Below are 26400 nucleotides of genomic sequence, written 5' to 3' on the forward strand. Positions count from 1 at the left end.
AAAATCAATCCTCAACACAGAAAAAATAATAACACTAGTTGAAAAATTTAATCTTGATTTACATACAATTTATAAATTTTTAAAACAAAAAATATTATTTTTTTTTATAAAATATCGTTCAAAATAAAACAAAATATCTTATAAGTTTTATTGACTACTAAAATAATAATTTTATAAAATATTTAAAATTAAAAAAAATGAAAAAAATATATATTCAAACATGGGGATGTCAGATGAATGAATATGATTCATCTTTAATTGCTAATATATTAAAAAAAAAATTAAATTATACACAAACACATCATTCAGAAAAAGCAGATATCCTTATTTTAAATACTTGTTCTATTAGAGAAAAAGCTCAAGAAAAATTATTTCATCAATTAGGTCGTTGGAAAAATTTAAAAAAAAAAAATAAAAACTTAATTATAGCAGTAGGAGGATGTGTTTCTACACAAGAAAAAAAAAATATTTATAAAAGATCTTCTTTAGTTAATATTATTTTTGGACCAAAAACAATTCATCGTTTACCTAAAATGATTAAAGAAATACAAATAAAAAGAAAAAATATTATTAATATTAATTCAAAAAAATTAAAAAAATATAAATTTTTTAAAAACAATTTTAAAAAAAAAATTAGTTCTTATATTTCTATTATGGAAGGATGTAATAAATTTTGTTCATATTGTGTAGTTCCACGCACTAGAGGAAGAGAAATACATCGTAATCCTCAAGATATTTTATGTGAAGCAAAATTTTTAGCAAAAAATGGAACAAAAGAAATTATACTTCTTGGACAAAACGTTAATTCATATATTGGAACTTTTGAAAATGGTTTAAAATGTAATTTATCAAAATTAATAAAATTAATTTCTAATATCAATAATATTAAAAGAATCAGATTTTTAACAAGTAATCCAATGGATTTTACAAATGATTTAATTGGAATATATAAAAACACACCTAAACTTGTTAATAGTTTACATTTACCTGTACAAAGTGGTTCAAATCAAGTTTTAAAAAAAATGCGAAGAAAATATAGTATTTCTGAATATAAAAAAATTATTAATAAAATAAAAAAATTTCGTCCAAATATTTATATTACTTCTGATTTTATCGTAGGATTTCCAGGAGAAACTAAAAAAGATTTTCAAAAAACGTTAAAATTAATTAAAGATATTAAATTTGATATAAGTTTTAGTTTTATATATTCTCCCCGCCCTGGTACTTCAGCATCTCGTTTAAAAGATGAAATTAGCCTACAAGAAAAGAAAAAAAGATTATATCTCTTACAAAGAGAAATAAATAATAATATTAAATATTTCAGTCAAAAAATGATTGGAACGTATCAAAAAGTATTAGTTGAGAAAAAAATTTATATAAATAAAAAAAAGAAACTTTTTGGAAAAACAGAAAATAATAGAACAGTCATATTTAATGGTCCGAAAGAACTTATTGGAAAATTTTCCTATGTCAAAATATCTCAAGCACATATGCAAACTTTACGAGGAAAATATAAACAAATTATTTAAAAACATATTCTTCTAAAATGCTAAAATTAAATATAAAATATTCTTGTAAAAATAAAAAAAATATTCCCACAAAAAAAATAATAAAAAAATGGATTAAAAAAATCACAAAAAAATCTATTAATTATATTTTTACAATAAATGTTGTAAATAAAAAAAAAATGATAAAGTTAAATTTCTTATATAAAAAAAAAAAAAAAGAAACAAATATTTTATCTTTTCCGATAATCAATATATTAAATGAAAATGAAAAATTAATATTAGGAGATTTAGTAATTTGTAAAAGCGTTCTTGAAAAAGAATCAAAAAAATATAAATTTAAAATAAAAGAGTACTGGGCTCGTATAATTATTCATGGAATTTTACATTTAACAGGTTATCAACATAACAATTTTTTAAATAGAAAAAACATGGAAAAAAAAGAAATACAAACAATGAAGTCTTTTGGTTTCAAAAATCCATATTATATATAAAGTATATATTATAAAAATTTAAAATAAATGAGAAAAATATCATATGAAAAAAAAAAATAAAAAAAGCTTTTTTTCGTCATTAATAAATCAAATTTTTTATAATGAACCACAAGACAAAGAAGAATTATTAAATATAATAAAAGGAGCAAAAAGAAATAAATTAATTCAGAACAACACATATTATGTGATTAAAAACATAATAAATATAGAAAATAAAAAAGTAAAAGACATAATGATTCCCAGAAACAAAATCATTCACCTTCAAACTCATGATAACATTAAAAAATGTTTAAAAGTTATTACAAAATCTCCGTATTCAAGATTTCCAGTTTTTAGTCAAGATAATTCTCATTTAAAAGGATTTCTGATAGCTAAAGATTTAATTCAATTTATTAAAAATAAAAAAGAACAATTTATTTTAAAAAAAAATATTAAACCTCCAATTATTGTTCCTGAAGGCCAAAGATTAGATAAAATTTTACAAGAATTTTATTTAAAAAAAATTCATATAGCTATTGTTGTTGATGAATTTGGAATGATTACTGGAATCATAACAATAAAAGATGTATTAAGAAAAATTTTTAAAAATATCAAAGAAAATATAAATAATACAAAAAAATATCAACAAGAAAAAATAAATCAAGAAAAAAATATAAAAGATGAAAAAAAAAAAGAAAATAAACTAGAAATAAAATAGAAAAAAATAAAATAATAAAAAATAATATTTAAAAAAATATTTTTAACTCTCTTTACAAAAATATGAATAAAAAATCAAAAAAAAAAAAACAAAAAAAAATATAATCCACAAAAAATTGAAAAAAAAATACAAAAAAAATGAAAAAAAAATATAATCCACAAAAAATTGAAAAAAAAATACAAAAAAAATGGAAAAAAAAAGAAAAATTTAAAGTTTTTGAAGATATTAAAAAAAAAAAATATTATTGTGTTCCAATGTTACCATATCCATCTGGAAATTTACATATGGGGCATGTTAGAAATTATACAATTAGTGATGTAATATCTAGATATCATCGAATGTTAGGTAAAAATGTTTTACAACCTATTGGTTGGGATTCTTTTGGACTACCTGCAGAAGAAGCTGCTATAAAAAATAAAAAAAATCCCAAAGAATGGACATTGCAAAACATAAAATACATGAAAAAACAATTAAAATCTTTAGGATTTAGTTATGATTGGAGTCGAGAACTTTCGACTTGTAATCCGAATTATTATAAATGGGAACAATGGTTCTTTATAAAATTATATGAAAAAAAATTAGTATACAAAAAAAAATCTTTGGTAAAATGGTGTCCATATGATAAAACTGTTTTAGCTAATGAACAAGTAATTGAAGGAAAATGTTGGAGATGTGATACAAAAGTAAGCTTAAAAAAAATTCCTCAATGGTTTCTAAAAACTAGAAAATATGCAGAAGAATTATATCAAGGAATCAAAACATTAAAAGGATGGCCTGAAAAAGTAAAAAATATGCAAAAAAATTGGATTGGAAGATCAAAAGGAATAGAAATAAATTTAAAAATAACACATACAAAAAAAAAAATAAAAGTATACACAAAAAAAATACATGGAATCTTAGATGCAGAATATATAGCTATTTCTATAAACAATAAATTTTTAAAAAAAATAATAAAAAAGAATGTAAAAATTAAAAAATTTATAAAAAAACAACAAAAAAAATTAATTTCTGTTAAAAATTTTAAAAAAATAAAAAATTTTGGAATTAATACTCATATTTTTGCTTTTCATCCGTTTACAAAAAAAAAATTACCAATTTGGATTGCAAATTTTGTTTCCATAAAATATGGAAATAATATCATCCTAGCATCTCCTAAATATAGTTCGAGTGAATTAAATTTTTATAAAAAAAATAAAATCTTTAATTATACAAAAAAAAAATATCATAAAACTACTAAAAAAAAAAATTATCTTTCTCTAAAAAAAAAGATATTATTAATAATTAAAAAGAAAAAAATTGGAAAAAAAACAAAAAAATATAAACTACAAAATTGGAATATTTCTCGACAAAGAAATTGGGGAACACCAATCCCAATTGCAATAAATAAAAAAGGAGAAGAAATTATTATTCCTAAAAAAAAATTACCAGTTATTTGTCCTGATTTATCAAACTATCATAATAAAAAAAATATAAAAAAATGGAAAAGAATAAAAATTAACGGTAAAAAATTTATTCGAGAAAAAGATACATTTGACACATTTTTTGAATCTTCTTGGTATTATGCAAGATATACTTGCCCAAATTTTAATGATTCTATGATAAATTTTATTACTGCGAAATACTGGTTACCAATAGACACATATATTGGAGGAATTGAGCATGCAACAATGCATTTAATCTATTTTAGATTTTTTCATAAGTTATTACGAGATTTTAATTTAGTTACGCATGATGAGCCAGCGAAAAATTTGATCTGTCAAGGAATGGTTTTATCTAATGCATATTATTATCAAAAAAAAGATAAAACACGTATCTGGATTAATCCTAAAGATATTAAACTAAAAAAAAATAAAAAAGGTCAATTCGTTCCAACCTCTAAATTTACAAATAAAAAAATTATTTCAACAGGGATGATAAAAATGTCAAAATCCAAAAATAATGGAATTGAACCTCAAGAAATAATTAATAAATATGGAGCAGATACAGTGAGATTATTCATTATGTTTGCAGCTCCTGTTGAAGCAGATCTATATTGGAATGAAAAAGGATTAAAAGGAATGCACAGATTTCTACACAAACTTTGGAAATTTTGCTATTCTTATATTGAATTATATACAAAAAAAAAAACAATTATAAAAAAAAATAAAAAAATTATATCTAATTTAAATGAAACTATATATAACGTATCTAAAGATATCAAAAAAAACTCTTTCAACACTGCTATTGCAAAAATTATGAAATTTTTCAAATATTTAAAAAAAAAACCACTAGAAATAAATTTTCAAAATAACATTATAAAAAAATCCTTAATTACAATAATTAAACTGCTCAGTCCATTTACTCCGCATTATAGTTATAAACTTTTATCAGAATTCAAGAAAATTAAAAAATTTGATATCAATAAATGGCCTAAAATAAATAAAAATTTAATTTTAAAAAAGAATAAAATAATTATACAAATTGATGGGAAATTTTGCTGTATGTACTCAATAAAAAAAAACATAAATAAAAAAAAAATTATTTCTCAAATTCTAAAAAAAAATCAAGTAACTAAAAAAATTAATAACAAAAAAATTATTAAAAAAATTTTTATTCCAAATAAAGTTTTAAATTTAATTACATCTAACGAAAGGAATTAAATAGTAAAAAAATGAATTATTATAATTTAAAAAAAATAATTATTGATTTAAAAAAAATAACAAGATCATGTTACATCATATATGGATCAGAAGAATTTCTTATAGAAAAATTTCAAGAAATAATTTTAGAAAATTTAAAAAAAAAAAATATAAAAAATCATAAAAATATCAATATTGATAAAGAAAAAAACTGGAATCAATTTTTTTATGAATGCAAAAAAAAAGATTTTTTTTATACAAAAAAAATTATTATTTTAAAAATAAAATTAAAAAAAATTCAAGAAAAAATTTTAAAAAAAATAAAAAAAAATAAAAAAATATTAAAACTCAATATTATAATTATTATTTTATATAAAATAAATTACAGAAATATTTTGAATATTACATTTAACAAATCTTTTCCAAAAAATAAAATCTCTATTTCTTGTTTTCCTTTAAAAAAAAAAAATTATTTTGACTGGATAAAAAATTATTTATTAAATAATACAATTAGTGAAAACGCACAAAAATATTTGTATAAAAAATTTCAAAAAGATTTTTTTTTATTAAATAAACACTTAGATATTTTATCATTAACATTTCCTAAAAAAAAAATCACAAAAAAAAAAATAAAAAAAATAATTTTCGAAAAAGATACAAAAAATGTTTTTCAATGGATTAATTATTTATTATTAGGAAAAAATAAAAAATCTATTTTATCTTTAAGTTCTCTACATCAAAAAAATGTTTCTCCTTTATATTTAATTCGACATCTGGAAATTCAAATTAATATCTTAGTACTTTTAAAAAAAAAAAAAGAAAAAGAAAAATTTTTATATAAAAAAAAAATTTGGAAATCAAATCATAAAGACTACATACGATCAAGTAAAAAAAATACTTACCAAAATTTTTTAAAAATTATTAAATATTTAATTTGGATAAAATTATCAATAAAAAAAATAAATAAAGAAAGTATATGGATGATATTAAAAGAAATATCAATTATGTTTTATTAAATATTTAATCAATTTCTCATCAAATTTAAACTTTTCTTTTATATAAAAATATAAAAATGATTACCAAAAAAAAAATAATAAACTTAATAGGATTAAGATGTCCAGACACAATGCTTTTTCTAAGAAAAAAACTAAGATCAATAAAAATCGGAGAATTAATTTTAATAATCTCCGACGACATAACAACAAAACGAGAAATTCCTCTTTTATGTAATTTCTTTAATTATGATTTAATAAATTCACAAACTGTAAAAATTCCATATTCATATTTTATAAAAAAAAATAAAAAATTAAAGTAAAAATTTTAAAACTCTTCTTAAAGGTTCAGCTGCTCCCCATAATAATTGATCTCCAATTGAAAAAGCTGACAAATATTTTTGTCCAAGACTTGATTTTCGAATTCTTCCTATAGGAATTTTCAAAGTTCCTGTTATGGATAAAGGTGTTAATTTTTTTAAACTTTCAGATTTTTCATTTGGAACAATAGAGACCCATTTATTATCATTAGATATTATCCTCTCTATATCATTAATATTAATATTTTTTTTTAATTTAATTAAAAAAGATTGACTATGACATCTTAAAGCACCAATTCTTACACAATTTCCATCAATTTTTATTATATCTTTATTTTTTTTTTTAAGAATTTTATTTGTTTCTTTTTCCATTTTCCATTCTTCACGACTTTGTCCATTATTCATTCTTGAATCAATCCATGGAATTAAATTTAAAATTAAAGGAACCAAAGAATTTTTAACTGGAAAATTATTTTTATTCATTATCTTTGTTATATCTTTCTCAATTTTTAATATTGAAGTAGATAAATCTAAATTTTTATATAAATATTTATTTAAACAATAAACTTGTTGCAATAAATCCATAATATATCCTGATCCTCCACCAGAAGCAGCTTGATATGTGGAAAATGAAATCCATTCAATTAAATTATTTCTAAACAAACCGCCCAGAGCTAACATCATTAAACTAACTGTACAATTACTTCCAATAAATGTTTTTAAACCATTTTCAATAGATTGTTTAATATTTTTACCGTTTATTGGATCCAATACAATAACAGAATCTTTATTCATTCTTAAATCTGAAGCCGCATCTATCCAATAACCTAACCATCCAGAAGATCTTAATATAGGATATATTTTTTGAGTATAATCACTTCCTTGACATGTAATAATAATATCTAATTCCATTAATTCTTCTAAATTATAAGCATCTTTTAAAAAACCTGGTAAAATTTTTTTCTTAAATTTCGGATTTTTTTTCCCTACTTGTGAAGTAGAAAAAAAAACAGGTATAAATTTTTCAAAATCATTTTCTTCTAACATTCTTTTTAATAAAACCGATCCTACCATTCCTCTCCATCCAACAAAACCAACAAGTTTTTTCATAATATGTAATATCATTTTTATTGTTTAAAAAATCAAAGAATAAAAATGATCCTCTTGTAAAATATATAGAATATAAAAAAATTTAAAAAAATTATATAAAAAATCTTTAATCATAAATATAAAAAATGTTCATTTTAAAAAAATTTTAAAAAAATAAAATTATAATGAATAACATTAATAATATATAATTAAAAAAACAATAATTTTATTTATTTTTTTCAATAGGAAAAGTAATGAAAACAATCATTTCTACAACAACATTACTAATTTTAATTATGGATCCATTAGGAAATCTTCCTCTATTTATGACAATCCTTAAAAATATTGATTCAAAAAGAAGACGTCTGATATTAATTAGAGAAATGTTTGTAGCTTTCTTAATTATGACAATCTTTTTATTTTCTGGAGAAAATATTCTTCACTTTTTAAATCTTAAAACAGAAACAGTTTCTATTGCAGGAGGAATTATTTTATTTTTAATTGCTATAAAAATGATTTTTCCAAATGAAAAAAAAAACAAAGAAAAAATTTCTTCCCAAGAAGAACCATTTCTTGTTCCCTTAGCAATTCCGTTAGTTTCTGGACCTTCTGTTCTAGCTACTTTAATGTTATTATCTCATCAAAATCCAAATACAATCAACTTATTATTTTTATCATTATTTATTGCTTGGACTATAACCTTAATTATATTATTAATGTCTGATATTTTTTTAAATTTTTTTGGTGAAAAAATTATACATGTTTTAGAGAAACTTATGGGGCTTATTCTAATTATGATGTCTACACAAATGTTTTTAGATGGAATAAAAATATGGTTAAAAAATTAAATATTTTATTTTTTTTTAAAAAAATCATATAAATTTTTTATAAGAAAAAATTTTTTTAAAAAAAAATTAATTTTATTTACATTTTTAAAAAAAATTAAATTAAAATAATAAGATGAAAAAAATAAGAGAAAAAAAATGATAATTAATGAAATGACAAAAATAAATATTAAAAAAAAAAAAATATTAATTAGATTAGATTTAAATGTTCCTATGAAAAAAAATAAAATTACGTCAGATGCACGAATTATATATTCTTTACCAACTATAAAACTTGCTTTAAAAAATCACTGTAAAATTATTATTCTTTCTCATTTAGGACGACCTGTAGAAGGAAAATATCAAAAAAAATATTCATTATTTCCAATAGTAAAATATTTAAGAAAAAAATTAAATAATACAACTATTCATTTTTCTAATACTATTGATAATACAATACAAATAAAACATGGAGAAATATTAATTTTAGAAAATGTTCGTTTTAATAAAGGAGAAAAAACAAATAGCAAAAAACTATCTCAAAAATATGCTTCTTTATGTGATATTTTTGTAATGGACGCATTCGGAACTTCTCATAGAATGGAAGCTTCAACATACGGAGTAGGATTTTTTTCAAAAATAGCATGTGCAGGACCTTTATTTATGTCTGAAATAAAATCTTTAACTCAAGCAATTAAAAAACCAAAAAAACCAGTAGTAACTATTTTAGGAGGAGCGAAAATATCTACAAAATTTAATATTTTAAAAACACTCTCAAAAATTTCAGATACTGTAATCGTTGGTGGAGGAATTGCTAATACATTTTTAGCTATCAAAAATTCTGTTGGAAACTCAATTTTTGAAAAAAAATTTATCAAATCAGCAAAAAAATTAAAAGAAAAATATAATATTTTTATACCAGAAGATTCTAAAATCAAAAATGAAAATAATGAATGTATTATAAAAAATTCATGTTCTATTCTAAAAAATGAAGAAATAATGGATATAGGAGAAAAAAGCATTATAAAAATAAAAAAAATAATTAAAAACGCAAAAACAATAATTTGGAATGGACCAATGGGTGTTTTTGAATTAAAAAAATTTCGATCTGGAACAGAAAAAATTGCATATGCTATAGCAAATAATAAAAATGCATTTTCAATTGCTGGAGGAGGAGATACATTAGCAGTAATAGAAATGTTTAATATAAAAAATAAAATTTCATATATATCTACTGGAGGAGGAGCGTTCTTAGAATTTATTGAAAAAAAAGATTTACCTGCAATAAAAATGTTAAAAAAAAATGTTCTATCAAACAATAATATTTAATATAATTAAGGTAAATTATGAAAAAAATTTTAAAAAATTTTAAAACAGGTGTACTTGATGGAAATGAAACGAAAAAAATTTTTAAAATAGCTAAAGAAAATAATTTTGCGATTCCTGCTATAAATTGTATTAATACAGATTCTATTAATATGGTCTTAGAAGCGGCAAATCACATTAAATCTCCAGTAATCATACAATTCTCATACGGAGGTTCTATTTTTTTATCTGGAGGAAATAATAATAAAAAAAAAAATCAAAGAGCAATAGATGGAGCAATATCTGGTGCTCAGCATATACATTTAATGTCAAAATACTATAACATTCCAGTTATACTACATACAGATCATTGTAATAAAGAATTATTACCATGGTTAGATGGATTAATTCTTTATGGAGAAAAATATTTTAAAAAATATAAAAAACCATTATTTTCCTCACATATGTTAGATTTATCTAACGAAAATTTAAAAAAAAATATTAAAATTTGCTTAAAATATTTTCAAAAAATGAGTAAAATAAATATGTTATTAGAAATGGAATTAGGATGTACTGGAGGAGAAGAAGATGGAATTGATAATACACATTTACAAAAAAAATATTTATATACAAAACCAAAAGAAGTAAATTATGCTTATAATAATCTATTAAAAATTAGCAAAAATTTTTCTATTGCAGCTTCTTTTGGAAATGTACACGGTGTATATAAAAAAGGAAATATCGACTTAAAACCAAAAATTTTAAAATTATCACAAGAATATATAAAAAAAAAAAATAAAATTTCTGAAAAAAATCCATTAAACTTTGTTTTTCACGGAGGATCAGGTTCGAAATTATCAGATATTAAAAAAGCAATTAAATATGGAGTAGTTAAAATGAATTTTGATACTGATATACAGTGGTTTACTTGGAAAGGAATTTTAAAATTTTATAAAGAAAAAAAACAATATTTAAAAACGCAACTAGGAAATCCAGAAGGAAAAAATAAACCGAACAAAAAATATTATGATCCAAGAAATTGGATACAAAAATCAAAAAATTATACATCTTATAAATTAAAAAAAATTTTTAAAAAATTAAATTCAATAAATTTATTATAAAAATATTCACTCTATTGATATAAAAAAATATTTTACAATTTTATTTTGATATTTAAATTTTATCCTAATCATTTTAAAATTATAAAACTTTTCATTATAAAATAATATTTATATCAATACTGTTCAAGTTTGTATGAAATAAATTTTTTATATTTTAAAATATTTATATAAAAATTTATAATTTATTTTATTAAACTAAAAATTTACTTTATTATAAACTTCTAAAACAATATTTTTTTAATATAAAATTTATGGATTTTTTTAAAAATGTTAAAATATTCACTTATCACAATTATAATTGTAATATTTTTAGGCTATTTATATGATATACACCTTACATTTCTTGTAGCTTCATTAGGAACATTAGGAATGACAGTAGGATTAACTCTTCAAAACACACTATCAAATTTTACAGCTGGAATTTTAATAAAAATTTTTCAAAAATTTAAAAAAGGAGAATATATACAAATAGGAAAAATATCTGGAACTATAAAAAATATAGATATATTTTATACTATTTTAAATACAATGGATGGAAAAACAGCAATTATACCTAATTTTAATATTCTTTCCGGAAATATTATTAATCATACTCGTTCTCCGATTAGAAGAAACGAATTTTCTATTAGTTTCTCAAATAATGTTGATGTTGAAAAAGTAACAAAAATATTAAGAAATGTACTCAATCAGGAAAATCGTGTATTAAAAAATCAAGATATCTTAATCGGATTAAGTGAATTTTCTCCTTATTCAGTAAAATTCATTATTCGATGTTGGAACAAAACAGAAGATTTAAATAACGTTTATTGGGATTTAATGATAAAATTTAAAAAAGAACTAGATAAACAAGAAATAGAAACTCCATTTATAAAACAAAATTTAATATTACAAAATAAAGAAATAATTTAATTTTTAAGTAATTAAATTGAAAAATAAATTTTCTAAAATTTTAGAAAATAATTTCATTTAATTACTTTAATTTATTTTTTTAAATTCTTGAAAATAAATTATGATAAAAATTTACACTTCAAATAATTTTAATTATTTAATAAAAAAAATATGTCAAATTATATATAAAAAAAAAACAAACAATATCTTTATGAAAGAAATCCTAGTAACAGAAGATCTGGAAAAATCTGAAATAATTAAAAAAAAAATAGCAAAAATACTAGGAATTTCTATCAATCTTAATTTCTTTACGCAAAATAATTTTATTTCTTATGTATTAAAAAAATTTTTATTTAAAAAAAAATACTTACTTCTGAAAAAGAATAATATTTTTTGGGAATTAATTCATTTATCAAAATATATAAAAAAAATATGTAAAATAAAAAAAAACGAAATAGAAAACTTTCAATATTTAAAAGAATTATCAAAAATTTTTTACGAATATTTAATTTTTAGACCAAATTGGATAATAAGATGGGAGTATAATAAACAAGATAAAAAAAAATATAATAAAAAATATTTTATTCAAAAAAAAATCTGGAAAAAAATTCAAACACATACAATAAAAAAAAATATATATCATTATATCAATTTATATAAAGATTTTTTTAAAAAAAAAATTTTTAAAAAATATATATATAAAAAATTTCCATCTAAAATCTTTATTATTAATCCATTTCAATTTTCAAAATTTTATTTTAAAATTTTAAAAAAAATAAGTAAAAAAATTGATATCCATATTTTTATTTCTACACCATTTGATATTAGATACTTAAAAAAAAATAAATCTTGGGAAAAATACTCTCTTTTATCCATTTGGACAAAAAATCACATTAAACAAATAAAATATATTTTTTCTTTAAGTAAAAAAATAGAATTTTTTTATGAAAAAAAAAAAAATACATTATTAAATAAAATAAAAAATAATTTTTTAAAATTAATAGATAAAACAAATACAAAAAAAATACAAATACAATCAATAGATAATTCGATTACTATACATGAATGTAATAATCGTTTAAGAGAAATAGAAATATTATATGAAAACATATTACAAAATTTACATGAAAATCATAAGTTACAACCAAAAGATATTATTGTAAAAACAGAAAAAATAAAAGATTATATACCATACATAAAATCAGTTTTTCAATCTCAAATAAATAATACTCAAATACCATATAAAATAAAAAAACCATTATTTACAAAAAATTCTATTTTATATATTTTAAATAAAATTTTATCATTACCTCAAAACAAATTTGAAAATGAAAAAATATTAGATTTTTTAAATTTTAAATTTATTGCAAAAAAATTTCTTATTTCAAAAACAGACATTAAAATAATAAAAACATGGATAAAAGATACAAATATACGCTGGGGAATTGATAAAAAACATAAAAAAAAAAGCGGAATTTATCCCACATTTCAAAACACTTGGAAATATGGAATAAAAAAAATAATTTTAGGATACGGAATTCAAGAAAATATTCAAACAAAAAATAAAATACGTCCATATAATATATATGAAAAAGACCATATAAATTTATTAGAAAAATTAATATTTTTTATTAAAAAATTAACAAAATGGAAGAAAAAATTATCAAAAAAAAGAAAAATAAAAAAATGGATAAAAATATATAAAAAAATAATAAAAGATTTTTTTCAATTAAACAAAAAAAATAAAAAAATTTACAAAATAATTAAAAAAAAATTAATAATTTTACTAAAAGAAATTAAAAAAAGTTCATATAAAAAAAAAATGTCTGTAAATATATTAAAATATGAATTAAACATTAGATTGAAAAAAATCTTTATACAAAAAAATATAAACAATAATTGTATACAATTTACAAATTTTAATTCTTTAAGAAAAATAAACTCTAAAATTACATATTGTTTAGGAATGAATGAAAATAATTTTCCAAAAAAAATAACTGAAAATGAAGAAAATCTAATATATAAATATCAAAAATCTTCAGATCAAAAAAAAACAGAAGATAATTTTTTTCTCTTTTTTGAACTACTAGCTTTTACTGAAAAAAAAATTTATATTAGTTATATTAATAATTCTCCGAATAAAATAGAAAAAAATGAAATTTCTAGTGTAATTAAAAAATTAAAAAAATATATAGAAAATAATTTTTCTTCCCATAAAAATATATTTCAAAAAATATCTTTTATTCATCCAAAAACAAATTTTGAAAAAAAAAATATCTATAATCATACATTTAAAAAAACTTTATTTTTGAAAAAAATAGATCTAAAAAAAAAATTTATTAAAAAAATTTATTTATTTAAAAAAATCAGAAAAATAAATTTTAATAAATTAATTTCTTTTTGGAACAATCCAATAAATTATTTTTTCAATAAAATATTAAATATCTATTATAAAAATAATAACTTTATTAACTATAATGAAGAACCTTTTTCAATAGATTATAAAAATAATTATTTTATAAAAAAAAAAATTTTAGAATATATGTTAGAGAAAAAAGATCTAAAAAAATTATTTAATAAAATTCAATCTATAGGAATATTACCACATAAACATTTTGGAAAAATACATTTTAAAAATCAAATTTCTAAAATTAAAAAAATTTTTATAAAAATAAAAAATAACAAAAATCTCTTAGGAAAAAAATTTTTATTTAAAATTAAAAAATTTACAATTTATGGAAAACTAAAAAATATTTCTCATAAAGAATTATTTCGTTGGAAAACATCATCTATACATTCTTATAATATTATTTCATTTTGGTTAGAACATTTAATACATTGTCTTCTAAAAGGAGAAAAAAGTACATATATAGGAATAAATAAAACAATTTCTTTTCAAAAAATATCTTGTAAAAACTCTAAAAAAAATTTATTAAAATATATCCTTGGTTATTTACAAGGATTAAAAAAACCTATTGTTTTAACAAAAACTGGATTAAATTGGTTTAATTACATCTTTGATAAAAAAGAAAAAAAAATTTCTATAAAAAAACAAAAAATAAAATATAGTGAAAAAAAGTTTCTCGAAACTTGGAATGGAAATCAATACTTTTTAGGTGAAAAAAAAAACTTATATTTACAAAAAATTTTTCCTAAATTAAATAAAAAAATGATACATCAAATAAAAAGAACAACAAAATATTGGATGCTTCCAATATACAAAAATATCTTATAAAAAACGAAATGATTAAAAATAACAAAAAAAAAGATAAGAAAGAAAAAAATCAAAACATTAATATTTTTTCAACTCATTTAAATGGAAAAAAAATAATTGAAGCATCTGCTGGAACTGGAAAAACATTTACAATTATACTTTTATATTTACGTCTACTATTAGGAATAAATATAAATACACAAAAAAAATATTCAGTTGAAAATATTTTAATTATTACATATACAAAAAACGCTGTAAAAGAGATTAAAAAAAGATTAGAAAAAAATATCTATAATCTATATCTAGATTTTTTATCAAAAAAAACAAAAAATAAAAATTATAAAAAAATATTCAAAAAAGTAAAAAATTTTAATCATGCTGCTCAAATATTAAAAAAATCTTATATAAATATTCATAATGCATCAATCTATACTATTCATGGATTTTGCAGATATATTTTAAAAAAAAAAAATTATTATTTTGAATATTTAATAAAAAAAAAAAAAGTATATAACGAAAATCTTTTATATCAAAATTCAACATATATTTTTTGGAGAAATTTTTTTTATCCATATAATAAAGAAATTTCTCAAATTATTTTTGAATATTGGAAAAATCCTCAAGAATTATTTAAAGAAATACAACCATGGTTGAATATTAAGTCTGATTTTTTTTTATATACAAAAAAAAACAATGATATCATGAAATATCATGAAAAAAATATAAAAAAAATAAAAAAATTTAAAAAAAAATGGAAAGAAATATATATTAACTTAAAAAAAATTTTTCATAAAAAAATATTAAACCAAAGAATTTATCATAAAAAAAATTTTAATACATGGGTAAAAAAAATAAAAAAATGGACTTTAAAAAAGACGAAAAACTATAAAATTCCAAAAGAACTCTTTCATTTTTCTAAAAAAAAAATAGAGAAAAATGTTCTTTCAAAAAAAAAAAAAATCTCTTTTTTAAATAAAATTGACAAATTTTTAAAAAAAAATTTTTCTTTAAAAGAAGCTCTTTTAATTCAAGCAATTAAAAAAATTCCTAAAATTTGCAAAAAAATAAAAAAAAAAAAATTTTCTTATGAAAATTTAATTTCATCTCTTTTAACTCTTCTCAAAAAAAAAAAATCTCTTTCTCAATATATTCAAAAAAAATTTCCAATAGCATTTATTGATGAATTTCAAGACACAGATATGCAACAATATAAAATATTTCAAAAAATATATAATAATAAAAAAATAGAATCATCATTAATTCTTGTAGGAGACCCAAAACAATCTATTTATAATTTTCGTGGAGCTGACATATTTTTTTACCTTAAAATTAAATCGAAAATACCTAATATATACACCTTAAATACAAACTGGAGATCTTCAAAAAAATTAATCGAAAGTATTAATTTTTTATTTTCTCGAATGAAAAAAATTTTTTTATTTAAAAAAATAAAATTCATTCCAGCGTTATCACCCAAAGAATCAAAAAAAAAAAAATATTTTATTAAAAAAAAAGAACAACCAGCAATAAAGTTTTGGTTAAAAAAAAACACTCCACAAACACCTTTTGAATATAATAATTGGATTGCAAAAAAATGTTCACAAAATATATATTTCTTAATTCAAAAAATGAAAAAATCACAAGCTTTTCTTATAACAAAAGAAAAAAGAAAAAAATTAAAAATTCAAGATATTTGTATTTTAGTTAAAAACTACCAAGAATATAAAATCATGAAAAAAGAATTGCTAAAATTAAATATTTACTCATACTATACATCATATAATAAATCTATTTTTCATACAATTGAAGTCAAAGAACTATACTATATATTACAATCTATTTTAGATTCCTCAAATGAAAATTATTTTAATAGAGCTTTAGCTACATCAATTATCTTTCAAAACACATATGTAATTAATAAAATTAAAAAAAAATATTCTTTGTGGTCTAATTTAAAAAAAACTTTTTCAAAGTATAAAAAAATATGGAAAAAAAAAGGAATATTAAATCTAATAAATGAAATTATTTCTACAAGTAATCTTTATAAAAATTATTTTTTCCATAAAAAATATAAAGAAAAAATATCTAATTTAATACATTTAGGAAAAATTTTAGAAAAAAAATCATGTTTAAGAAAAGAACGTTCTTCAATAATCTCTTGGCTAAAAAAAAAAATAAATCAAATAAATGATAAAAAAAAATACCAACAAAAATTACATCATAATAAATATGTAATAAATATAACTACTATATATAAATCTAAAGGTTTGCAATATCCAATCATATGGATTCCCTTTATTTCAAATTTTACTCATTCAAAAAAATTCATTTTTCACGATAAAAAAAAATATAATACATTCATTAATTTATGTAAATCTAAAAAAAAAATAAAATTAGAAGAAAAAGAAAAATTATCTGAAGAAATACGACTTTTATATGTAGCTATTACAAGAGCAATTTTTCAATGTAATTTAGGAGTTAGCTCAATTATTATAAAAAAAAACAAATATAAAACAAATTTTCATAAAAGTGGTTTGGGATACGTATTACAAAAAGGAAAAAAAATGACTATAAAAGAACTATATCATGAAATAAAAAAAATAGAAAAAAATAAAAATATCACATGTATTTTTAAAAAAAAAACTTTAATAAATAAAGTTAAAGAAAAAAAAAAGAAAAATAAAAACAATATATTCAAAATTTTAAACTTTAAAAGACACTTCAAAAAAAATTTCAATACAAGCTATACTCGTATTTCACAAATCAAAAAAAACTTTAAAAAAAAAGATATTTTTTTAAAATTTGAAAAATATATCTCAAAAAAAAAAAAGATCACACAAGAAATTTCTAAAAATAACTTTCCTAAAGGAAAAAAATACGGGAAAATTTTACATAAAATTCTTGAAAAAATAAATTTTAATATAAAAATTCATAAAAAATTTATTAAAAAAAAAATAAAAAAAGTAAAATTATCAAAAAAATGGATCCCTATTATAAAAAATTGGATAAAATCAATTCTTGTTCATCCTTTTGGTGTGGATAAAATTAATTTAAAAAATATACAAAAAAAATGTATTAAAGAAGTAGAATTTTATTTACAATTAAAAAAAGAAATAAATTTTTTTTCTATAAATAAAATCTTGAAAAACGAAAATATGAATTTTCTTGACAAAAATAAAGGAATTTTAAAAGGTTTTATTGATTTAATTTTTCAATATGATGAAAAATACTATTTTGTTGACTATAAATCAAATTTTCTCGGTGAAACAAAAAACTATCAAAAAAAAAATCTAGAAAAATATTTTTTGAAAGAAAAATATAATATACAATTTTATTTGTATTCACTTGCACTACATAAATTTCTACAAAAAAAAGTTAAAAACTATAATTTCAAAAAAAATTTTGGTGGAGGTTATTATCTATTTTTACGAGGAATGGATGGGAAAAACAGTAATCAAGGAACATTTTTTCTAGTACCGAAACATAAAATACTCAAAAAAATTAATAAAACTTTCTTCAAAAAAGAAAAAATATAAAAAAATAAATATGTGGAAATTAATAAAAAAAATTCTTAAAAAAAAAATAAAAAAAATAGATTATTATTTTGCAAAAGAAATCATTACAAAAAAAAATGATACTTTTATATTAATTATTTCTATTTATATAAGTTTTATGTATAGAAAGGGAAATACGTGTGTTTCATTAAAAAATATATTAAAAAATAAATTTTTTCCTAAAAAAATTTTTAACAAACTAAATTTAAAAAAAAATATAAAAAAAGAATTATTAAAAAATAAAAATTTTAGTGAAAAAAACAAAAATGTTCCTTTAATAATAGAAAACAATTTTTTACATTTAAATAAAATCTGGCATATAGAAAACACAATATATAAATTTTTCAATTATCCATATAAAGAAAAAAAATATTCTAATATTTTTTTAAAAAAAATATTTAATGACAAAATATTTATTAACATGCATCTTGAACAAAAAATAGTAATAATATTATGTTTTCTTAAAAAATTTTTATTTATAATTGGAGATCCAGGTACAGGAAAAACTACTTTAGTTTCAAAAATAATTTATTTTTATATTTTTTTTTTAAAAAAAAAAAAAATTATATTATGTGCTCCTACTGGAAAAGCAAGTGCTAAATTATTAGAATCTGTTCAAAGTAATTTAAAACTTTTTATGAATAAAAAATATAAAAAATATATTCCACAAACTACATTTACAATTCATAGATTATTTAAAATTTATAAAAAAAATAATTTTTTTTCCAATAAAAATAAAAAAAATATTGATTTATTAATAATAGATGAATCTTCTATGATAGATATTTTTATGTTAGAAAAAATAATAAAATATATTTCAAAAAAAACAAAAATAATATTTTTAGGAGATAAGAATCAGTTACCTTCAATTAATTCAGGATCAATAATTCATGATATTTTATTTTTTTATAAAAAAGAAAAAAAAAAAAAATTATATTATAATTTACTTAATTTATTAACAAAAAAATCGTTAAAAGAAAAAAATCTGTTATTAAAAAACAATGTTTTTATTTTAAAAAAGAAATATCGATTTAAAGAAAAATCTAATATTGATAAATGCGCTGAAATAATAAAAAATGGAAAAATAGAAAATATTAAAAAAATTGTTATTAATAAATTTAAACAAGTTAAATTTTTTTCCATAAAAAAAAATTCTTCATATGAAAAAATTATAAAAAAATTATTTATTTTTTTTAAAAAATTTTTTCAAATGATCAAAAAAAATAAACCTATAAAAAATATATTGAAATATTTTAATAAAAAAAGAATTTTATGTTTAATTAAAAATGATTTTTTTGGAGTAAAAGGAATTAATTATATTTTTAAAAAATTAATTAAAAAAAAATATCCACAATTTTTTTTTAAAAATAATAAAAAAAAATGGTATATCGGAAAACCAATTATAATATCAAAAAATATAAATAATATGAATTTATTTAACGGTCTTGTAGGGATTACTTTATTAGATAAAAAAAAAGAAAAAAAAATTTTTTTTCTCATGCCAGATAAAACAATTAAAATTGTACCCATTAATTTAATAAAAAAATATCAAACAACTTGGGCAATAACTGTTCATAAATCTCAAGGATCAGAATTTTCTGAAATACATTTAATACTTCCATTACACAAAATGAAAATAATGACAAGAGAAATAATTTATACTGCAATAACTCGTGCAAAAAAAAAAATATACATATATTCTAAAAAAAAAATATTTATCCAAGCTATTCAAAAAAAAAAAATTCGAATAAGTGGATTATATCAAAAATTTAAAAATACTAATAACTATAAAAAAAATTAAAAATATTTCATATTATTCTCTTTGCGGGAGTTGGATTTGAACCAACGACCTTCGGGTTATGAGCCCGACGAGCTACCAAACTGCTCCATCCCGCGATATTTAATTATAATATAACTTCTGAAAAAAATATGCAAATTTTTTTTTACAAAAACGGAATTTTTTTCAATAAAAAGAAAATATTTTCCTTAAAAAATATATGTTAAAATATTTTTAAAAAATAAAAAAATTTTTATCATTAATAAATAAAAATATTTTTAAATAATAATTTAACAAAAATATTATATAAAAAACTGAAAATTTTAAAAAAATAATCATAAAAAATATATAAATATATCTATGAGAAAAAAATGAAAATTTATTTACGAAAAAATTCTAGAACTCGTATTGTACAAGCATTATATGCTTGGAAATTATCTAAAAATAATTTTCAAAAAATAAAACATGATTTTAATAAAAAAAACACAAAAAAAATTGACAAAAATTATTTTAATGAAATTTTTACTGGAATTGTATTAAATAAAAAAAAAATTGATCTTTTAATTAAACCATATATTTTAAAAAATTTAAATCGATTAGGAAAAATTGAAAAATCTATATTAAGAATGTCTTTTTATGAACTTTTATATAAAAGAGATATTCCATATAAAGTAATCATTAATGAAGCAATAGAAATCTCAAAAATATTTTGTTCAGAAAACAGTCACAAAATTATTAATGGAGTATTAGATAAAGCTGCTTTTAAAATACGCAAAAAAAAAGATAAATTATTTATCATGTTGAAATAAATATTTAAATATTTTTTTAAAATATTATCCATAAATTAAAATTAAAAAATATGAAAAAAAAATTTCTAAAAAAAAAATGGAATAAAGTTTTTGCAGAAAAAATTGCAAAAATAGAAGGTATAAAAATGAATAAAAATCATTGGAAAATAATTAATTTTACAAGAAATTTTTATATTCAATTCAAAACAACACCTTCTATCCGAATGTTATTAACTGCAATAAATAAAAATAATACAAAAAAACTGAATAGTTTAAACTTAATAAATTTATTTCCGAAAAATCCTATGCTCAAAATTAGTAAAATTGCTGGTATACCAAACCCTAAAAAATGTATTTAAAAATGAATTTATTTAAAAGAATAAACAAATCAAAAAAAATAATATAAAAAATTGATATTTTCAACATTTTTAAAAAATTTTTAGATTTTTTTGGAGTAAAATTATTTCCTTGAAAAATCAAAAACAACCAAAAAACACCCAACAAAAAAAACATTAAAAAATAAAAATAATTAAAACTATTTAATACACCAAATAAAAAAGTCAAAAAAATTAATAAAATAACATAAAAATACATATTATTAATAGTTGTATTTATTTTATCAACTACAGGAAAAACAGGTATTTTAGCTATACGATAATCATTTAAATGTAATAAAGAAATAGAATAAAAATGAGGTATTTGCCAAACAAAAAATATAAAAAATAAAACTATACATTGAAAATTACAACATGAAGTATTTAAAAAATACCCAACTAAAACAGGACAAGCTCCAGATATTGAACCAAAAATCGTAGAATATTTTGATCTCCTTTTCAATATTATTGAATATAAAAAAACATAAACTAATAAACCACAAAAAGAAAAAAAATATACTAATTTATTACAAAAATGTAATAAAAAAAATGATCCACAGAAAAATGAAAAAATAGAAAAAATAAAAGCATTTCTGATAGAAATTTTTTTTTTTACTAAAGCTCTATTTTTAGTTCTACACATTTTTTTATCAATTTTTCTATCAATTATGTTGTTTAAAATACAACCACAAGAAATGATAAAAAATAAACCAAAAATAAGATAAAAAAAATTTTGAAAAACAAAAGAACTATCTAAAGAAACGCAATATCCGACCGTTGCTGATAATAAATTAGCAAAAACAATCTTTGGTTTAATTAGTTCAAAATATGTAATTAAATTTTTTTTAATCTCTTTAAAAAATCGTAACATGATGATTTAAATTCCGCATAATCCAAACTGATCCACTAACAATAATTAAAATTATTATAAAAGTAAAAATTATAGAAAATAAATTCCAAGTGTTTTTATTAAAATCATCTAAATGTAAAAAACAAAATATATGAATAAAAACTTGTAAAAAACAACAAAAAATAATAATCAAATAAAGATATTCTTTCGAAAAAGAATTATTTATTACAAAATAAAAAGGGAAAAAAGATAATAATAATGACACAAAAAACATAACTATATCAAAAAATAAAATAGTTTTCATAAATGAAATTATTTTCTTATTAAAATTCATAAAATAACTCCAAATAAATAAACAAATGTAAATAAAAAGATCCATATAATATCTAAAAAATGCCAAAAAATACTTAAACAAATTAATCTAGTTCTGATAATTTTATTTATTCCAAATTTTATAGTCTGAAAAAATAATAGCATTAACCATAATAATCCAGAAAAAACATGAAAACCATGTAATAATAATAAAAAATAAAAAGCTGAAAGAAATCCACTACGATCAGGAAGATAATCTTTTTGAAACAAATTAAAAAATTCATATCCTTCTAAAAAAAGAAAAAATAAACCACAAAAAAAGACTAAAGATAAAAATAAACACACCATAAAAACATCAAATTTCTTCATAAAATAAACAACAATACTAAAAAATAAAGAACTTAATAATAAAATAACTGTTTCTATAAAAACATATTTTAAATTAAAAAATTCTTTTCCTGAAGGTCCTTTAGAAATATTATTAACCATAACAAAATATACTGAAAAAACTGTAGCAAAAATAATACAATCACTTAAAATATAAATCCAAAAACCAAAAATACTTTTTCGATCTACATCTAAATTTTCAGAAACATCTCTTTTCTGTGTTAAAAAAAAATCTTTTAAAAAATTATAAATCATAATATAAACTCTATTTAATGAAAACGTTTATGATGAAAATTTTCTATTTTTTTTATTTTTTCTTTACTAAAGACAATTTTCTCGTCTTTTTGAAAACTTTTATAAAATAAAATAAAAACAATACTAATAATAGATAGAAAAAATAACCAATAAATATACCATACTGCAGAAAATCCTAAAAATAGAAAAAACATACCAAGAAAAAATCCATAAGAAGTATTTTTAGGAATATTTAAATCTTTATATAAAATTTTATTTTTATTTTTATCAAAAAATTTTTTTTTATTATTTTTCATTTTCCAAAAAAAATCTCTACTATCTATTTCAGGAAGAAAAGAAAAATTATAATCTGGAACAGGAGATAATGTATTCCATTCCAAAGTTCTTCCATCCCAAGGATCTCCAGTATAATCTATATTTTTTTCACGATTTTTAATAGAAATATAAAATTGAATAACTTGTGATATGACACCTAAAAAAATTAAAAAAACTCCAAAACAAGCAATAGATAAAAGAAAATGAAAATCATGATCTATATTTTGACTCAACCTTCTTGTCATACCCATAAATCCTAAAAAATATAGTGGAATAAAAGCAAATAAAAAACCAATTATCCAAAAGAAAAAAGAAATTTTTCCCCATTTTTCATTTAATGTAAAACCAAAAGCTTTCGGAAACCAATAAGTAATTCCAGAAAAACAACCGAAAACAACACCACCAATAATAACATTATGAAAATGTGCAACTAAAAACAAACTATTATGTAAAACAAAATCTGCAGGAGGTAAAGATAAAAGCACTCCAGCCATACCACCAATAGAAAAAGTAATTAAAAAACCAATTGTCCATAACATACATGAATGAAAATAAATACGACCTTGATACATTGTAAATAGCCAATTAAAAATCTTTACACCAGTAGGAATAGCAATAATCATTGTCGTAATTCCAAAAAATGCATTTACATTAGCTCCAGCACCCATAGTAAAAAAATGATGTAACCAAACTATAAACGACAAAACTGTTATTGACAAAGTTGCCCAAATAAAAGAAAAATATCCAAAAAGAGATTTTTTTGAAAAAGTAGGAACTACTTCTGAAAAAATTCCAAAAGCCGGTAAAATTAATATATAAACTTCAGGATGCCCCCAAATCCAAATTAAATTTGTATACATCATCATATTTCCACCCATATTATGAGTAAAAAAATGAAAATTAAAATATCTATCTAAAGTTAATAAAAATAATGTTACAGTTAATACAGGAAAAGCAGTTATTATTAAAAGATTTGAGCATAAAACAGTCCATGTAAAAACAGGCATTTTAAATAAAGTCATTCCTTTTGCACGCATTTTTAAAATAGTCACTAAAAAATTAATTGCAGTTAAAGTTGTTCCTATACCAGCAATCTGTAAACACCAAATCCAATAATCTACCCCTACTCCTGGACTAAATTCCATCTCAGACAAAGGAGGATATGCTAGCCAACCAGTTTTTGCAAATTCTCCAATTCCTAAAGATAAATTAATTAAAATAACAGCACTAACGGTAATCCAAAAACTTAAATTATTTAAAAAAGGAAAAGCTAAATCACGTGCACCAATTTGTAATGGAACAACAAAATTCATTAACCCAATTACTAAAGGCATAGCTACAAAAAAAATCATAATTACGCCATGAGCTGTAAATATTTGATCATAATGATGTGGAGGCAACAAACTACGAGGGTGAGATAAAGATGCATAATATTGTTGTACACGCATCATAATAGCATCCACAAAACCTCTAAATAACATAATAAATGATAAAATTATATACATAATTGCAATTCTTTTATGATCTACAGAAGTAAACCATTCATTCCATAAATATTTCCATTTTTTATAATACGTAATTATCAATGAAAGAACAAAAATAGAGAAAAAAATTAACACATATGTAAAAACAATAATTGGTTCATGAAAAGGTATATCCTCCCATGATAATTTTCCAAACATAAAATTCTCCTAAAATATTTTATTACAGAAATAATTTAAAAAACTATTTTTTTAAGAAAAAATCTTTAATTAATTTTATATTCTTAAAAGAAAAATATTTAATTTGATGTGTATTTTTAATATCATTTAAATCTTTTAAATTTTCAATTTTTTTCCCTATCTTTCTTACTTTATTTATCCATGAGTTATAAAAATTCTTATTATAAGAAACAATAGCGTTAAATTTCATGTCTGAAAAACCTTCACCACTATAATTTGCAGAAATTCCTTTATAAAATCCAGGAAAATTAGCAATTAAATTCAATTGAGTAATCATTCCTGGCATAGCATATATTTGACTTCCTAAAGAAGGAATAAAAAAAGAATTCATAACAGAACTAGAAGTAATACGAAATTCTACTGGAACATTCTTAGGAAACAAAACTTCATTTACAATAATTATTTTTTCTTTTGGATATATAAATACCCATTTCCAATTTAAAGATATCGCATTAATTTTAATTGGACTATAAATAGATTTTAAAGGTTTTGGAGGATCCAAATCATGAGTTTTTTTCCAAGATAAACAAGCAAGAAAAAAAATAATTAAAATTGGAATACCCCATGCAAATCCTTCAATTCTATAAGAATGATCCCAATTTGGATTATATTCATTATTTTTAAAACCATGATAATATTTATAAGAAAAAAAAAGTGTCATAAAAATCACAGGTACAACAATTGTTAACATAACTACAAAAGACAAAAAAATTAAATTTTTTTGTTCAATCGCTATACTACCACCTGGAGAAAAAACTCCACCGTGAAATCCACTAAATAACAAAGTTGAAAAAAATATTAAAAAAAAATTTTTTAACTTTTGAAAATTCATAATACACCTCAAATATTTTAATAAAAAATTTTATTCATTCAATTACCATATTTATAAAAAATATTATGAAAAAATTAATTTTTTTAAAATACAATAGAAAAAACAAGTAAAAAAAAATCTTTTCAATATAAAATATTATATATTTTTTAAAAATATTTTTTTAATTTA

At 18.8% G+C, this 26400-nt stretch carries 21 protein-coding genes and 1 tRNA gene; 15 read left to right on the forward strand and 7 right to left on the reverse strand.

The window, feature by feature from the left end; genetic code table 11:
• Positions 1 to 197 precede the first annotated feature (197 nt).
• The 6 genes from miaB to tusA all read left to right on the forward strand — a co-directional run bounded on the left by miaB (position 198) and on the right by tusA (position 6629).
• Positions 198 to 1529: a tRNA (N6-isopentenyl adenosine(37)-C2)-methylthiotransferase MiaB gene (miaB, locus tag AB4W52_RS01540; protein ID WP_367675198.1), complete on the forward strand. Its 1332-nt coding sequence runs from the start codon at positions 198 to 200 to the stop codon at positions 1527 to 1529.
• Positions 1530 to 1546: 17 nt separating this feature from the next.
• Complete coding sequence (gene ybeY, locus AB4W52_RS01545) at positions 1547 to 1999, forward strand: rRNA maturation RNase YbeY (RefSeq protein WP_367675199.1); 453 nt, start codon at positions 1547 to 1549, stop codon at positions 1997 to 1999.
• A gap of 43 nt (positions 2000 to 2042) precedes the next feature.
• Positions 2043 to 2696 carry a CBS domain-containing protein gene (locus AB4W52_RS01550; protein ID WP_367675200.1) on the forward strand — a complete coding sequence of 218 codons (654 nt, stop codon included), beginning with the start codon at positions 2043 to 2045 and terminating at the stop codon, positions 2694 to 2696.
• A 137-nt stretch (positions 2697 to 2833) separates the two neighbouring features.
• Complete coding sequence (gene leuS, locus AB4W52_RS01555) at positions 2834 to 5335, forward strand: leucine--tRNA ligase (RefSeq protein WP_367675201.1); 2502 nt, start codon at positions 2834 to 2836, stop codon at positions 5333 to 5335.
• An 11-nt stretch (positions 5336 to 5346) separates the two neighbouring features.
• Positions 5347 to 6330, forward strand: a complete 984-nt coding sequence (gene holA, locus AB4W52_RS01560) for a DNA polymerase III subunit delta (RefSeq protein WP_367675202.1) — start codon at positions 5347 to 5349, stop codon at positions 6328 to 6330.
• A gap of 56 nt (positions 6331 to 6386) precedes the next feature.
• Positions 6387 to 6629 (forward strand): sulfurtransferase TusA, encoded by a 243-nt coding sequence (gene tusA, locus AB4W52_RS01565; protein WP_367675203.1) that lies wholly within the window; start codon positions 6387 to 6389, stop codon positions 6627 to 6629.
• Here the strand turns inward: tusA and asd are convergent.
• Positions 6621 to 7736, reverse strand: coding sequence for an aspartate-semialdehyde dehydrogenase (gene asd, locus AB4W52_RS01570; RefSeq protein ID WP_367675204.1), 1116 nt, complete (start codon positions 7734 to 7736; stop codon positions 6621 to 6623). The genes tusA and asd overlap by 9 nt on opposite strands.
• Positions 7737 to 7969: 233 nt before the next feature.
• Between asd and AB4W52_RS01575 the strand changes: the two genes are divergently transcribed.
• The 7 genes from AB4W52_RS01575 to recD all read left to right on the forward strand — a co-directional run bounded on the left by AB4W52_RS01575 (position 7970) and on the right by recD (position 20422).
• Positions 7970 to 8563, forward strand: coding sequence for a YhgN family NAAT transporter (locus tag AB4W52_RS01575; RefSeq protein ID WP_367675205.1), 594 nt, complete (start codon positions 7970 to 7972; stop codon positions 8561 to 8563).
• 135 nt (positions 8564 to 8698) lie between these two features.
• Positions 8699 to 9868 (forward strand): phosphoglycerate kinase, encoded by a 1170-nt coding sequence (locus AB4W52_RS01580; protein ID WP_367675206.1) that lies wholly within the window; start codon positions 8699 to 8701, stop codon positions 9866 to 9868.
• 17 nt (positions 9869 to 9885) lie between these two features.
• A complete protein-coding gene (gene fbaA / locus AB4W52_RS01585) occupies positions 9886 to 10965 on the forward strand; it encodes a class II fructose-bisphosphate aldolase (RefSeq protein ID WP_367675207.1) in 1080 nt (359 codons plus the stop codon).
• Between the two features lie 267 nt (positions 10966 to 11232).
• On the forward strand, positions 11233 to 11874 hold the full coding sequence (locus AB4W52_RS01590; protein WP_367675208.1) for a mechanosensitive ion channel domain-containing protein: 642 nt from the start codon (positions 11233 to 11235) through the stop codon (positions 11872 to 11874).
• A 100-nt stretch (positions 11875 to 11974) separates the two neighbouring features.
• Positions 11975 to 15088: an exodeoxyribonuclease V subunit gamma gene (locus tag AB4W52_RS01595; protein WP_367675209.1), complete on the forward strand. Its 3114-nt coding sequence runs from the start codon at positions 11975 to 11977 to the stop codon at positions 15086 to 15088.
• Positions 15089 to 15096: 8 nt separating this feature from the next.
• Positions 15097 to 18603, forward strand: coding sequence for an exodeoxyribonuclease V subunit beta (gene recB / locus AB4W52_RS01600; RefSeq protein ID WP_367675210.1), 3507 nt, complete (start codon positions 15097 to 15099; stop codon positions 18601 to 18603).
• A 10-nt stretch (positions 18604 to 18613) separates the two neighbouring features.
• Positions 18614 to 20422, forward strand: coding sequence for an exodeoxyribonuclease V subunit alpha (recD, locus tag AB4W52_RS01605; RefSeq protein WP_367675211.1), 1809 nt, complete (start codon positions 18614 to 18616; stop codon positions 20420 to 20422).
• 21 nt (positions 20423 to 20443) lie between these two features.
• On the opposite strand, the gene AB4W52_RS01610 is transcribed toward recD, so the two are convergent.
• Positions 20444 to 20517: transfer RNA gene (locus tag AB4W52_RS01610), tRNA-Met, on the reverse strand.
• A gap of 252 nt (positions 20518 to 20769) precedes the next feature.
• Between AB4W52_RS01610 and nusB the strand changes: the two genes are divergently transcribed.
• Together nusB and AB4W52_RS01620 are read left to right on the forward strand one after the other, a co-directional pair.
• A complete protein-coding gene (gene nusB, locus AB4W52_RS01615) occupies positions 20770 to 21207 on the forward strand; it encodes a transcription antitermination factor NusB (protein WP_367675212.1) in 438 nt (145 codons plus the stop codon).
• A 50-nt stretch (positions 21208 to 21257) separates the two neighbouring features.
• The gene (locus tag AB4W52_RS01620) at positions 21258 to 21545 is read left to right on the forward strand and encodes a TusE/DsrC/DsvC family sulfur relay protein (protein WP_367675213.1); all 288 of its coding nucleotides are present in this window, start codon (positions 21258 to 21260) and stop codon (positions 21543 to 21545) included.
• Here AB4W52_RS01620 and cyoE read toward each other — a convergent pair.
• The 5 genes from cyoE to cyoA are packed head-to-tail and all read right to left on the reverse strand — an operon-like array spanning position 21529 to position 26232.
• Complete coding sequence (gene cyoE, locus AB4W52_RS01625; RefSeq protein ID WP_367675214.1) at positions 21529 to 22431, reverse strand: heme o synthase; 903 nt, start codon at positions 22429 to 22431, stop codon at positions 21529 to 21531. The genes AB4W52_RS01620 and cyoE overlap by 17 nt on opposite strands.
• Entirely contained in the window at positions 22415 to 22744 is a 330-nt protein-coding gene (gene cyoD / locus AB4W52_RS01630) for a cytochrome o ubiquinol oxidase subunit IV (RefSeq protein WP_367675215.1), read from the reverse strand. The genes cyoE and cyoD overlap by 17 nt, the downstream gene beginning before the upstream one ends.
• Positions 22741 to 23364 (reverse strand): cytochrome c oxidase subunit 3, encoded by a 624-nt coding sequence (locus AB4W52_RS01635; protein ID WP_367675216.1) that lies wholly within the window; start codon positions 23362 to 23364, stop codon positions 22741 to 22743. The genes cyoD and AB4W52_RS01635 overlap by 4 nt, the downstream gene beginning before the upstream one ends.
• A 14-nt stretch (positions 23365 to 23378) precedes the next feature.
• A complete protein-coding gene (gene cyoB, locus AB4W52_RS01640; protein WP_367675217.1) occupies positions 23379 to 25361 on the reverse strand; it encodes a cytochrome o ubiquinol oxidase subunit I in 1983 nt (660 codons plus the stop codon).
• Positions 25362 to 25404: 43 nt separating this feature from the next.
• Positions 25405 to 26232: a ubiquinol oxidase subunit II gene (gene cyoA, locus AB4W52_RS01645; RefSeq protein ID WP_367675218.1), complete on the reverse strand. Its 828-nt coding sequence runs from the start codon at positions 26230 to 26232 to the stop codon at positions 25405 to 25407.
• Positions 26233 to 26400: the final 168 nt, after the last annotated feature.

It is taken from the genome of Buchnera aphidicola (Chaetosiphella stipae setosa), from assembly GCF_964059095.1.
In the GTDB taxonomy this organism is placed as follows: domain Bacteria; phylum Pseudomonadota; class Gammaproteobacteria; order Enterobacterales; family Enterobacteriaceae; genus Buchnera_J; species Buchnera_J aphidicola_BP.

What these genes read in the sequence shown, in the direction of transcription:
- miaB (WP_367675198.1), top strand. Translation starts at nt 198, where the DNA reads ATGAAAAAAATATATATTCAAACATGGGGATGTCAGATGAATGAATAT.
- ybeY (WP_367675199.1), top strand. Translation starts at nt 1,547, where the DNA reads ATGCTAAAATTAAATATAAAATATTCTTGTAAAAATAAAAAAAATATT.
- AB4W52_RS01550 (WP_367675200.1), top strand. Translation starts at nt 2,043, where the DNA reads ATGAAAAAAAAAAATAAAAAAAGCTTTTTTTCGTCATTAATAAATCAA.
- leuS (WP_367675201.1), top strand. Translation starts at nt 2,834, where the DNA reads ATGAAAAAAAAATATAATCCACAAAAAATTGAAAAAAAAATACAAAAA.
- holA (WP_367675202.1), top strand. Translation starts at nt 5,347, where the DNA reads ATGAATTATTATAATTTAAAAAAAATAATTATTGATTTAAAAAAAATA.
- tusA (WP_367675203.1), top strand. Translation starts at nt 6,387, where the DNA reads ATGATTACCAAAAAAAAAATAATAAACTTAATAGGATTAAGATGTCCA.
- asd (WP_367675204.1), bottom strand. Translation starts at nt 7,736, where the DNA reads ATGAAAAAACTTGTTGGTTTTGTTGGATGGAGAGGAATGGTAGGATCG.
- AB4W52_RS01575 (WP_367675205.1), top strand. Translation starts at nt 7,970, where the DNA reads ATGAAAACAATCATTTCTACAACAACATTACTAATTTTAATTATGGAT.
- AB4W52_RS01580 (WP_367675206.1), top strand. Translation starts at nt 8,699, where the DNA reads ATGATAATTAATGAAATGACAAAAATAAATATTAAAAAAAAAAAAATA.
- fbaA (WP_367675207.1), top strand. Translation starts at nt 9,886, where the DNA reads ATGAAAAAAATTTTAAAAAATTTTAAAACAGGTGTACTTGATGGAAAT.
- AB4W52_RS01590 (WP_367675208.1), top strand. Translation starts at nt 11,233, where the DNA reads ATGTTAAAATATTCACTTATCACAATTATAATTGTAATATTTTTAGGC.
- AB4W52_RS01595 (WP_367675209.1), top strand. Translation starts at nt 11,975, where the DNA reads ATGATAAAAATTTACACTTCAAATAATTTTAATTATTTAATAAAAAAA.
- recB (WP_367675210.1), top strand. Translation starts at nt 15,097, where the DNA reads ATGATTAAAAATAACAAAAAAAAAGATAAGAAAGAAAAAAATCAAAAC.
- recD (WP_367675211.1), top strand. Translation starts at nt 18,614, where the DNA reads ATGTGGAAATTAATAAAAAAAATTCTTAAAAAAAAAATAAAAAAAATA.
- nusB (WP_367675212.1), top strand. Translation starts at nt 20,770, where the DNA reads ATGAAAATTTATTTACGAAAAAATTCTAGAACTCGTATTGTACAAGCA.
- AB4W52_RS01620 (WP_367675213.1), top strand. Translation starts at nt 21,258, where the DNA reads ATGAAAAAAAAATTTCTAAAAAAAAAATGGAATAAAGTTTTTGCAGAA.
- cyoE (WP_367675214.1), bottom strand. Translation starts at nt 22,431, where the DNA reads ATGTTACGATTTTTTAAAGAGATTAAAAAAAATTTAATTACATATTTT.
- cyoD (WP_367675215.1), bottom strand. Translation starts at nt 22,744, where the DNA reads ATGAATTTTAATAAGAAAATAATTTCATTTATGAAAACTATTTTATTT.
- AB4W52_RS01635 (WP_367675216.1), bottom strand. Translation starts at nt 23,364, where the DNA reads ATGATTTATAATTTTTTAAAAGATTTTTTTTTAACACAGAAAAGAGAT.
- cyoB (WP_367675217.1), bottom strand. Translation starts at nt 25,361, where the DNA reads ATGTTTGGAAAATTATCATGGGAGGATATACCTTTTCATGAACCAATT.
- cyoA (WP_367675218.1), bottom strand. Translation starts at nt 26,232, where the DNA reads ATGAATTTTCAAAAGTTAAAAAATTTTTTTTTAATATTTTTTTCAACT.